We start from the raw sequence: 10563 nt of genomic DNA, 5'->3' as shown, positions 1-10563 counted from the left end.
GCGTTCACGGCGGCAATTGTCGCCCCCACGGCGCGCAGATCGTCAGGCGAGGGGCGAACAGGGATCAACACCAGATCGGCGGCCCCTAGCGCCTCGGCCAGCCATTCCGGCGCAGCGGGCGGGGTATCGATGATGCACAGATCGAATTGCGCCTGTGCGGCGTTCAGGGTGGCCCTGAGAACATCCGGCGCGGGGTCGCGGTCCAGCATTGAAGGCCCGTCAGCATCCCGGCCTTCCCACCAGGCGCGCAGTGAGCCTTGCGGGTCGAGATCGAGGCAAAGGACGTCGCGGCCATCCTGAGAGGCGGCAACGGCAAGGTTGCGGGCGAGGGTGGTTTTCCCGGCCCCGCCTTTCTGGGCGGCTATGACTATCGTTTTCATGGGTAGACGTTACCGCAGTTCCGCAGAGTCGCAAATGCATAAGTTCACACACGCGCGCTTGCGGAAATACGTAAATGCGCATAAGTGTATAAAGACACAACGGACCTACAGTGTTTATACAAGATTGGTAGGCGGCGGGGAGGTGATGATGCGACTTTTGAGCGCTTCGGTTGTGCTGTCGGCTCTTATCCTTGCGTTTGCAGGTAGGAGTGAGGTGGTTGTGTTGGTCCATGACAGAAGTTTTTCTGCATTTCTCTTAGTTGACCGCTTCAGTGGGCAGATGCAGCACTGCGTTTTGTTTGATCCAGCTTTGATAGTGAGTGCTAAAATGCGTTGTTCGTTTTTGCTGGAAGAGGACACCACGACGCCGACTACAACATCAGGTGCGCGGTCTGGCAACGTTACGTTGGAAGAGTTGCGCGTGAAATGATCTGCATAACTTATCTACGTGTGAGCACGGATCGGCAGGGCAAGAGTGGCCTTGGCCTGGAAGCACAGCGAAAAGCGGTGGCAGATCATGTAGTAGGCAAGGGTGAGATCGCTGCGGAATATATCGAGATTGAAAGCGGTAAGAAGAATGACCGCCCGCAGCTCGCCCGCGCCTTGGCAGAGGCCAAGCGGATCGGCGCTGTTCTTCTGATCGCCAAGCTGGACCGCCTCGCCCGCAACGTGGCCTTCATTGCCAACCTGCTAGAAGCCGGGGTCGAGATCGCAGCGGCGGATATGCCAGAGGCAAACCGCTTCCTGCTACACGTTATGGCGGCGGTCGCAGAGCATGAAGCCCAAGCCATTTCAGACCGCACCCGCGCGGCGCTGGCAGCGGCTAAGGCCCGTGGGGTGGCGTTGGGCTGGTCCATGCCGGGAAGGGCAGGGGAACAGCGCCACGCGGCCCGCAAAGGGGCAGAGCGCAACGCAAGGCAAGCAGATCAGCATGCGGCAAATGTCTTGCCTGTCATTCGCCAGATCGCAACCCGTGGTGCGTCCCTTCGCCAGATCGCGGACGAGCTGAACACGCGCGGCATAAAGACGGCGCGGGGTGGTCTGTGGTATGCCGCGACAGTGCGCAATATCATGGCACGGGAAAAAGAGATCGAGGCCCAAGCGGCATGAGCAAGAACCGCCAGCTTGACCTGTTTGTCGCCCTGATCGGGGACGTGCCATTCCGGGACGAGCGGGAAGCCATGAGCGCGCCCCTTGTGGCCCTATCGAAGAACAAGCGCACCCGGATCGAATGGGAAGGCCCCAGTGGGCAGCGGGTGCTTGTGACTGCCCCAGAGGAATACGGGGTAGCGACGATCTGGGACTATGACGTCCTTCTGTGGGCAATCTCGCAGATCAACGAGGCGGTGAACGCTGGCCTTCAAGTGTCGCCTCGCGTCCAGTTCCACCCCTACAATCTGCTAAGCGCGGTCGGACGGGACACAGGCGGCAAAGGCTATGCAGAGCTGAAGGCCGCGTTGCATCGCCTGCGGGCAACGGGTGTCGCCTATGAAAGCCCAGCCTTGGAAGGAAAGCGGCGAAAGCTCGGGGCGTTCAATCTGCTGTCAGCTTTCCAGATTGAGGAAAGCGACGATGGCAAGGCCAAGGGCGCATGGCTAGAGCTTCCTGCATGGCTGTTCGAGGCCGTGACCAAGGACAGGGACGTCCTGGCGATTTCGCCTAAGTATTTCGACCTGACAAGCGGCCTTGATCGGTTCCTGTATCGCCTCGCCCGTCGCCATGTTGGCAAGCAGGCCGGATGGATTTTCACCTTCCGCGACCTGCATGGGCGCAGCGGATCATCCCAGAGCTACGGCGATTTCGCCCGTGATCTTCGGAAAGCCATCACGCGCAACGCCCTGCCCGAATATTCGATGCGAGAGATCGAGGGTGCGAACGGCCCTTCGCTGTCGATCAACCGTGACCCTGACAAGATCGAGTGGCGACAGGATCGGCGCTACAAGCTCTGAGCCTGTGGATAAGTCTGTTTTGGACTCGGGGTATCACCCGTCCAAAGACTCGGGGTATCACCCGTTTTCATTCGGGGTATCACCCGCCCAACCTGATAAAACAGCGCGCAAGAGGCTGAAAAGAAAAGACGTTTTTGAGCTTTCAGGCAGACTAACTGTTTAACTATCTCTTTCAGAGATATTCTTTAACCCCTAAGTTGCTGTTTTGTTCCAGCCGGGTCTTTCGAAGTGCATGCACTTGTGTTATGTTATCACACCAAAATATTGTGCGGCGACACAAGGACTTGATGATGACGGATGCAAGAACCCAAAATCAGCTAATGACAGTGGCCGATGTAATCGCAGCAATGGGGATCAGTCGAAGCACTTGGCAGAAGCTCGTCGCCCAGAAGCAGACGCCCCCCATTGTGAGGATCGGCGCGGTGCAACGGATCAAGCGTGACGCTTTCGAAGCATGGCTAGGCCAGCACGAAAACGCGGCGGCAGAGAATACCTGAGAAAAACACCCGTGTTTGATCTGGCGACGAAATATTCCAATGAGATTGCAGAAACCCCTTTTGTTCAAAGGGTGATGAGGCCAACAGCGCGGCCCTGTCCTATAGTAGGGATAAAAACCCCTCGCCCGTCACGCCAAGACCGGCGCAGAGAAAGGGAAAGGCACATGCGGTTCCGTGAAGCGGTGGCGTTCGCCTATGCAATGGATTGGCCCCTGAATATCGGCCTGACGATCACCTGGAACGCCCTTAAAACATCAGGGGAGCGCAACGAAGGACATTGCTTAGGGCGCGGTGAATGGGATCGAGAGAAATACGCCCGCGACGAGCTGGCGCGTCTGTGTCGCTCTGAGGGGTTGCCCTTTGTCGCTCTCTGGGGTCGAGACGTGGGCGCGGACATGGGGTCGCATGTTCACCTGTCCATGTTCTGGCCCTCACGCAAGCTGGCCCAGCTCGTCGGTGTGATCGAACGGATGAGCGGTAGTTCTGCGGACTTTGTTCTGACGCCATATGCGGCTGATGTAGTGGCACGTTCAGTATGCGGCGGGTGGCAGATCAACATGAACAGCCGAAAAGACGACAAGGCGAGCGCCCTTGAATGGGCGGAATACATCGCGGCCCAGCATGCCAAGCACCCGGCCCTACCAGAGATCAGGGGAAAGGCGTTCGGCATCTCGGAAGCCATCGGAAAGACCGCGCAGGAGCGCGCCAGACCCCTGCTAGAGGCTAGGGAAGCAAAATATGGGTGGATGCGGCAGACAGCAGCAGAAAGCCCCTGAGAGGCGCGCTTATCGCGTCTGTGAGGGTATCGGGCATCTTGCCAAATGATTTCGGGAAAATCTGTGAGGGGTCATGGGAGGTAGTGGAAGCGGGCGGCGATGGCATTTCGGGTCCAAGGATACGACAGAAGGCTATCGGTCGATTGATGTGCGATGGCTGAAGCGCGAAGGCATGCTGACGCCGGGGGCAAACCGGCGCATCACCTGGTCGCGACATGGCGAAGTCGTCGCTTCGATCAACGTAAGAGCAGAGCTGGCGCGTGTGATCCTGACCTATCGGCACAGAAGCAGCGGCGATGAATGGAAGGACGAAAGCTACCCCGTCCACCTGACGACAACACCTTGCCACATGGGCGGCGAACGGCATTGGTTTCTCTGCCCTGCCCGTGGGTGCGGCCAGCGTGTTGCGGTGATCTATGGCGGGGGCATCTTCGCTTGCCGCAGGTGCTACCAGCTCGCCTATCCTTCGCAGCGCGAAGACGCCGGGGATCGGGCAGCACGGCGGGCGCATCGCATCCGTGACCGCATGGGCTGGCCTGGGGGCGTTCTAGAAGGGTCAGGCTGGGGCAAGCCCAAGGGCATGCACTGGCGCACCTATGAACGCCTCTGCGATGACCACGACACCTTCGAAAATGTGGTGAACCTGTCCTTCATCGCCCGCTTCGGCCCGATACTGAAAAAGGGGGGTTTTTGATGGGTGTGAAGTTGGCAAGAAATAGGAACGTATACTTCACACCCTGAACCGACAACGACCTTCCCGGAAAGACGGGTAAAATCGAAGAAGGATGAAGTTTACGCGAGTTAGCCTGCGGCCCGGTCGAGCACTTCTTCGGCCATCTGGTTCAGCCTTTTTGCCCTACAGCTCGGTGGTCGGCGCAGCCTTTCGGTGAAGCACCAGTCAGTTCTGATCTTGCATAAAGTAGAGCAATTTAGGGTGCGTTCTGGGTGAAGCGTGTCCGGGGGCAGGAACGGTGACCTGTGGTACATGATCGACAGTTTCCAGCCATGGCAGGAAATGCGGCATGTCTACAAATATTCCCTGACCACCCCGAACCGGCCCGTGCATTGGCCGCCAAGCCCTTCGAATCCACTCTCGCCGCACAAGGCCCCGCCGATCTGCAAGGGATCGGTCAGGCCAAAAAATGAGGTGCGACAATGGCGGGACAGAAAGAACGGATCACGGTTTCTACACGGTGGGGCGGGGCATCCGCAGAAGGGCGCGGGGCGATAGTTGCCCTGGTCTTCATCGCCCTTATCGTGGCGGCGGCATGGGTGATTTCAGGCAACAAACCCGGGGGGTGTCAAACTAACGCGGCGGCGGGACTTGAACCCGCGACCTCCTCGCCCAACCTCTGGAATTGTGATGTTCTCAGGCTGTAGAAAACGAGGTGCTCTATCCGCTGAGCTACGCCGCGAAACTGGTCAGTCGTTCTTGACGACAAGCCGGGGCTTCTTGCGCGCAAGCCGTTGTTTTTTGGCTTCCGTCGCGGTAGCGATTTCGCGCACCTTCTCCTCGGCAAAGGGCTTGGCTGCGGCAATCAGGCCGTCGAAATGGTAGCGGTTCGTGACGCTGCCGTTCTGGGTGAAGCGGCGTTCTTCTCTGCGGATCATACCCAGGTCTTCGAGCGCCTTGATCCGCTTTTGAACGGTCCGGGGGACAACGCCAATGGCCTTGGCAATCGTTGCGACAGAGGGATGCGGCACATTGTCAGGCTGCCACCAGTAGTGCGACAGGTGCAGGATGATGTTCATGTCGAGCGCATCGAGGCCCAAGGCTTCCTGCTTCTCGATGATGATGTTGGGAATGACATTCCAGCCAGCTGCCATTAGCGGCTTCGACCACTTCCTTTCATTCGTGCGAAGGTTGTCCGCTTCCGCTTTGTTTTGTCCGATTGGCCTTGCCATGTGTAACCCTCACTACCCGCTTGCAGGTGCAATATGCGGGTCAGGACGGCTCTCTTCAATAGTATGAGGGGCGAACCGAAATTCGCCCGGGGGAGTACTTGAAGTCATCCGGCCCCCGTCCGCTGGTTCGCCGGGCGGGTGGCCCAGCAGTCACCCAAAGTAGAGCAATATTCCAATCACGACAAAGCATGCAGCACGAAGACCATATGACCTACAGGACGTAACGGCCCCCGAACCGTGGTTCACCCCGGGTGAAGAAAATTCTTGGTTTCTTAAGAGATCGAGATTATATGCAACACAGGCCTAGCCTACGAGATCGCCTGTGCGGTCGCCCAACCCCGCCCCCCGTGGCGGGGTTTATTCTTTCCGGACAACGCCTTCGAAGCAGCTATACTTCGAACCGAGAGTCGCGTGGTCCGTCTCTGGCAGTAAGCACTCGATCAGCTTTCCATCGCCCAGAAGGCGGCGATAGGGTCGGTTTCCTGGATGATAGCCACCCATGCAGACCGGCCACAGGTAGAGGTCTGCAAACTGGGCCATGGGTGACGACTTCGCTTTGAACCGCAGGTCGTAGAGGGTCGCAGCAAACTGGTCCTTCGTCAGGGGCGCATACTTTCCTGAGTTCTTGGCATCGAAGGGCAGACCTTCAGATCGCAGCTCGCGATAGTAGGCTGTCAAGGCAGCGTCTTCTGGCTTGTTGCACTTCTCGGGCAGCACGCGAAGCCTATAGCCCTGCGAGATCGCAAATTTCGCGGCCCTTTCCACAATGACGGAAAAGGCCGTCTTGCAGAGCATCCAACGATTTTCGGTGTATTTTTCCGCATACCGCGCGTTGTAGCCCGGTCGGTCGATGACACATGCAATCCCGGTCACGGGTGCATCCCGCATGAGGCCGTAGAGGTCTTCATAGAAAGCGGCCTGTTCGTCCTTGCTCTTGTCCCGCAACCAAAAGAACCCCTCGTTCTGGGACCGGATTTCGGACGAGTGCAGAGGGGCGGTAACGATCCACTTCGCAACAAAGGCGGCATGCAGGCGGCGGGCTTCATCTTCGTCTTCGTCGCGAACCAGAACCCCGCCTAAAGCAAACCAGTCGCAGCCATGCGCAGGCATCCTCCCGGGCTTCTTGCTGGGGTGCCGCGTCCCAGAGTCGTCGAGATACAAATTCAGGATCGGGATTTTCTTCTGTCCTTCTGTCATGTCACACCACGCTTTCCAGCAGCGCGATTTCGTCTGGGGTCAGGTCAAACAGGCCGTAAACGATGCTGTCGATCTGGGCTTCGGCCTTGGTGATCTCGGCTGACAGGCGGCCGATTTCGGCGCGGTCGCGGGTGATCCAGTCTTCCCAGGCGGAACGCTCGGCCAGGGGAATATCAGCCTTGAACACCTTCTTCACCTCGGCCCGAAAGGCGGCGAAGTCAGGCAGAGTCCACCATTCCTGAAGCCGGGTTGTCAGCTTGGGGTCACGGTTAGGCGGGCAAAGATCGGGAATCCGGCGGGTCAGGGCAGTTTGCAGGGTCAGGCGTTCCTTTGCCGCCCTGCTGGCCTTTTCCGCCAGTTGTTGCAGCTCTGATTTGGCCGTGTCTGCGATGGAAGGCATAGGCAATGGTTCAATATGCTGCGCCGTAGCCTCGCGCCACCCACCCCGAACAGCAGTCGTTCTGGAACAGAAATCAAACCAGATCACTTTGGAATTTAGGACGGCCAGCAAGTCCCAGCCCCCGTTTGGAATAAAGTAGGTCTTGTTGTTCGAGTATGCCCCAGTGGTTTCCATTGAGTAGATCGGCTGATCTTGGAAATGTCCGTAGGCAATTTTTGGCGGCTGGAAGAATGGCGAATATGCTTCCTGCGCCTGTTGAAGCTCGAACCATTCCTGTTTCGTGGCGCGAGCTTCCAGCGCGGCCTTGAAGGGTAGCAGCCAATCACGAATGGCCGGATAGTCGTCAATGTTGACCCGACGTTGCGGAATGTAAATCAACCAAAGGCTGCGGGGTTCGGCCCGCCAACGTTTCAGGTCTTTGCCTTCAAGAAAGGGCTTCAGCAGATCAGCCGATTTTGGGTCTTGGGCGCAGAGGCGTTCCTTGGTGGCGTTGTCGATCACAAAGGCCCCGTTTAAGCCCGTTTTGATACCGTAGAGCGGTGATCCGTAAACGTCCTTCAGGGTTTTCCTGCCCGTCCTGATCTTGTCGCGCAGGGTGCGCAGGGCGGTGTTTTCCAGTTCCCATGAACCGGCCCCAAGGGCGGCTTGCGGATATGGCCCTGCGGCCTTTCCCCAAGTGGCCTGAAAGTTGCCCTCTGGCAGGGCATCTACCTTCCAGAAGCGCAGCTCATGCCCCTTGGGCGCAGCCCCGCGTTTCATGGTCAGGATGGCCGGATAGGTGGTCACGCCTTCGAAGATTTGCAGATCGCCAAAATCGACCACGCCTTCGATGGTCGCTTCGCGCCGCAGGTAGTCGCGCAGGGGTTTACCTGATCCGGTCTTGAAGAAGGTGTTTGAGGAAATGTAGCCCAAGCGTCCGCCTGGTTTCAGCAGGCGCAGACCGCGCTCGTAGAAGTAGCAGTAAAGATCGGCCCTGTCAGAGGCGACTTCAAACCGTTCTTCCAGATATGGCTTCTGGGCCTTCAAATGTTCCATACGGACGTAGGGCGGGTTCCCAAGAACCACATCGAACCCGTCTTCTGCGAAAATTTTGGGGAATGCTTCTTTCCAGTCAAAGGGATGGTTCAAATAGGCAACGTTGCTATCCCCGATCAGGCTATCACCCACGCGCAGATTATCGGACAGGCTGTCCAGAACCTTGCCGCGACGGGCGGTCTTGATCCAGAGCGACAGCTTGGCGATCTCGATGCTTTCCGAGTTCACGTCTACGCCGAACAGGTTGTTCGTCAGGATTTCGCTGTCAGGGTCGAAAAGGTCTTGCGTGTCGCTCTTGCCCTGTTGCCCTATCTTGCCTTCCATCAAGGCAATCTTGTCGTTCACCCGCCCCAGCTCGGCCTTCAGGAAGTCAAAAGCCATGATGAGGAACACGCCCGATCCGCAGGCGGGATCGACAATGCGCAGGGTTTTCAGCCGGTCACGGTAGGCTTGCCAGGCTTCCAGCTCGGACGATTTTCTGCGCCAAAGGATGGCGGCATAGTCGGACAGATCGACCCCGGCCTTGGCATGGGTGCGCAAGATTTCGGTGAAGGCTTCTTCGAGGTGTGCGCCCAAGGTTTCCGCCACGATGAAACGGGCGATGTAGTCGGGGGTGTAGACCACCCCGTCACGCTTGCGCCGCCCGGTGGTGCCGGTGGCCCGTTCTTCTTCGGTTTCCTCGCCCCGTGCCTGCGCCTGAAGGCGTTCCACGTCAGCGATGGATTGCTCAAAAATGTGGCCCAGGACGGTGACAGACACTTCGGACGCGAAGTCATAGTCGCCAAGGGTCTTGAACCCCTCGCAGACGTCATCGGGCAAGGCCAAGGCGTTGATCGTGTCGTCCTGGCGGAACAGGCCCCCGTTGTAGCGGGGGATAGGTTGAATGATGATTTTTCCGGCGCTGTCACGTCTCTCTGGGCGGCCAAGGTCGATACCCCGAAACAGGCCCTTGAAGTTGTCCCAGATCGGGTGAGGGTTGTATGGGTCGGCATGTTCGAAAGCATGCTTAAGAGTGTTTTCGTCCAGTAGGCCGGTATCCTCGGCAAAAGCGATGAAAAGCACCCGGTCGAGGATCTTCTGTGCAACGGCGATTGCGTCCAGGGGGGCGATGGCCGGATCGGCCACTTGGACGGCCCCGATCAGCTTCAAGCGCAGCGCCTTGTAGTCCTGATAGAGCCTATTCGTGATATCTTTGTCTTCGTCGCGGCTTTCATCCAACAGCTTGCGAGTGCGGCCTGACAGAAGACTGTCGGCTGACAGCAGCAGCATGAATCGGGCATATTCATTGGGGTCAGTCAGCCGGTCGAGCTGGAAGGTTTCATAGGCGGTGGTGCCTTCGCCAAAGCCATAGAGGCGCAGCTCGATCATATTCGAGACAAGCACCCATTTCACGCCCCGCGCGTTCATGGCGTATTCCCACGCCTGTTGAACGGGGGTCTTGTTCCGCCCCGGCATGATGGCGTCCAGGTCGCGCGTGTCGGCCCCCTTCAGCTCGAACGGGGCGAGGATTTCCGGGGTCTTGCCGCCGAACCGGCCAAGGGCGAGATCCACACTGCCCCGCAGGATCGCCTGTTCGGTGGCGACGGTGTAATCGGCCCCGCCCGCAGGTCCATGATAGCCAAGAACGCCTTCGATGATCTTTGCCGCGAATTGCCCATGCAGGGCGGTTTCCTTCAGGGCGTAGATACGGCTGGAGCGGATCATATCGGCCCAAGCGTCTAGCGCGACCAAGTGATCGGCGGGGATAGGCGCGGGCTTTATGTGCCGCTTCAAGGTTTTGCGGTTGAAAAGGTTCATAATATTACTTCCGCAAATGTGCGTTTACGTAACTACGCATTTGCGCGATTAAGGTATTCCGCAAGGGCAGCTTCCAGAATGTCTTGGTGTGTCTGATCGGTTTCGGCGGCATGCATCCGCAGGCGGCGATAGGTTTCGCCATCGAGAGCGAGCGTCAGCCGCTTTTCCCCTTCCCGCTTCCTGGGTGCTTTCGCTGCGGGCTTGCTAGGCGACTGAAGCCCTGCCCCGCGTTGCGGTATGCCGGTATCTATCGGGCGGGTCTGTGTGTTGAGCATCCCGTCAAGTGACAGCGATTTTCTAACCATCGAGTATTCCCTTCACGTAGGCCCAGACAGCGGCAATCTCGGCCCCCGCCTTGTCGTCGGTTGTTTCGGTGACACCCTGCCCCGTTGCCCCGGTTTCCGCATAGCTGACCCGTTGCGCGATATTGATCGGTGCTACACGGCCATGTTGCGCCAGGACGCGGGCAGCTTCGTCGGTGATCTTGGCGCGGGGGGTCTGTGATAGGGCAAAGGCGAACGGGACGCGGGCAGCGTTCACGGCGGCAATTGTCGCCCCCACGGCGCGCAGATCGTCAGGCGAGGGGCGAACAGGGATCAACACCAGATCGGCGGCCCCTAGCGCCTC

10 protein-coding genes, 1 tRNA gene and 1 pseudogene are annotated in these 10563 nt (G+C 58.5%); 6 read left to right on the top strand and 6 right to left on the bottom strand.

What is annotated here, in order from left to right:
- A partial coding sequence (locus tag J2X53_RS22210; RefSeq protein WP_349039669.1) for a ParA family protein occupies nucleotides 1–380 on the bottom strand: 380 nt, incomplete at its 3' end.
- Between the two features lie 148 nt (nucleotides 381–528).
- Between J2X53_RS22210 and J2X53_RS22205 the strand changes: the two genes are divergently transcribed.
- From J2X53_RS22205 to J2X53_RS22180, 6 genes are all read left to right on the top strand, one after another.
- Nucleotides 529–810, top strand: coding sequence for a hypothetical protein (locus J2X53_RS22205; protein ID WP_349039671.1), 282 nt, complete (start codon nucleotides 529–531; stop codon nucleotides 808–810).
- Nucleotides 807–1490, top strand: coding sequence for a recombinase family protein (locus J2X53_RS22200; protein ID WP_349039670.1), 684 nt, complete (start codon nucleotides 807–809; stop codon nucleotides 1488–1490). Before J2X53_RS22205 ends, J2X53_RS22200 begins: the two co-directional genes overlap by 4 nt.
- Complete coding sequence (locus J2X53_RS22195) at nucleotides 1487–2329, top strand: replication initiator protein A (RefSeq protein WP_349039668.1); 843 nt, start codon at nucleotides 1487–1489, stop codon at nucleotides 2327–2329. Before J2X53_RS22200 ends, J2X53_RS22195 begins: the two co-directional genes overlap by 4 nt.
- A gap of 290 nt (nucleotides 2330–2619) precedes the next feature.
- Nucleotides 2620–2826 (top strand): helix-turn-helix domain-containing protein, encoded by a 207-nt coding sequence (locus J2X53_RS22190; protein ID WP_349039667.1) that lies wholly within the window; start codon nucleotides 2620–2622, stop codon nucleotides 2824–2826.
- A gap of 164 nt (nucleotides 2827–2990) precedes the next feature.
- Nucleotides 2991–3602, top strand: coding sequence for a hypothetical protein (locus tag J2X53_RS22185; protein WP_349039666.1), 612 nt, complete (start codon nucleotides 2991–2993; stop codon nucleotides 3600–3602).
- 73 nt (nucleotides 3603–3675) lie between these two features.
- Nucleotides 3676–4296, top strand: coding sequence for a hypothetical protein (locus tag J2X53_RS22180; RefSeq protein WP_349039665.1), 621 nt, complete (start codon nucleotides 3676–3678; stop codon nucleotides 4294–4296).
- Nucleotides 4297–4911: 615 nt separating this feature from the next.
- On the opposite strand, the gene J2X53_RS22175 is transcribed toward J2X53_RS22180, so the two are convergent.
- The 5 genes and pseudogenes from J2X53_RS22175 to J2X53_RS22155 all read right to left on the bottom strand — a co-directional run.
- Nucleotides 4912–5017 (bottom strand) — tRNA-OTHER (locus J2X53_RS22175).
- Between the two features lie 7 nt (nucleotides 5018–5024).
- A complete protein-coding gene (locus J2X53_RS22170; RefSeq protein ID WP_349039664.1) occupies nucleotides 5025–5507 on the bottom strand; it encodes a helix-turn-helix domain-containing protein in 483 nt (160 codons plus the stop codon).
- A 357-nt stretch (nucleotides 5508–5864) separates the two neighbouring features.
- Nucleotides 5865–6704: a DUF3800 domain-containing protein gene (locus J2X53_RS22165; protein WP_349039663.1), complete on the bottom strand. Its 840-nt coding sequence runs from the start codon at nucleotides 6702–6704 to the stop codon at nucleotides 5865–5867.
- A 1-nt stretch (nucleotide 6705) separates the two neighbouring features.
- Entirely contained in the window at nucleotides 6706–9690 is a 2985-nt protein-coding gene (locus J2X53_RS22160) for a DNA methyltransferase (RefSeq protein WP_349039662.1), read from the bottom strand.
- A 543-nt stretch (nucleotides 9691–10233) separates the two neighbouring features.
- Nucleotides 10234–10563 (bottom strand): annotated as a pseudogene (locus tag J2X53_RS22155) (ParA family protein); the annotation flags it as partial.

Source organism: Pseudotabrizicola sp. 4114 (genome assembly GCF_031457365.1).
Lineage (GTDB): Bacteria > Pseudomonadota > Alphaproteobacteria > Rhodobacterales > Rhodobacteraceae > Pseudotabrizicola.
Note: the sequence above shows the minus strand (reverse complement) of the source record. Positions and strands in the feature narration are given on the sequence as shown.

Coding starts and splice junctions, on each gene's coding strand:
- J2X53_RS22205 (WP_349039671.1), top strand. CDS start 529: ATGCGACTTTTGAGCGCTTCGGTTGTGCTGTCGGCTCTTATCCTTGCG.
- J2X53_RS22200 (WP_349039670.1), top strand. CDS start 807: ATGATCTGCATAACTTATCTACGTGTGAGCACGGATCGGCAGGGCAAG.
- J2X53_RS22195 (WP_349039668.1), top strand. CDS start 1,487: ATGAGCAAGAACCGCCAGCTTGACCTGTTTGTCGCCCTGATCGGGGAC.
- J2X53_RS22190 (WP_349039667.1), top strand. CDS start 2,620: ATGACGGATGCAAGAACCCAAAATCAGCTAATGACAGTGGCCGATGTA.
- J2X53_RS22185 (WP_349039666.1), top strand. CDS start 2,991: ATGCGGTTCCGTGAAGCGGTGGCGTTCGCCTATGCAATGGATTGGCCC.
- J2X53_RS22180 (WP_349039665.1), top strand. CDS start 3,676: ATGGGAGGTAGTGGAAGCGGGCGGCGATGGCATTTCGGGTCCAAGGAT.
- J2X53_RS22170 (WP_349039664.1), bottom strand. CDS start 5,507: ATGGCAAGGCCAATCGGACAAAACAAAGCGGAAGCGGACAACCTTCGC.
- J2X53_RS22165 (WP_349039663.1), bottom strand. CDS start 6,704: ATGACAGAAGGACAGAAGAAAATCCCGATCCTGAATTTGTATCTCGAC.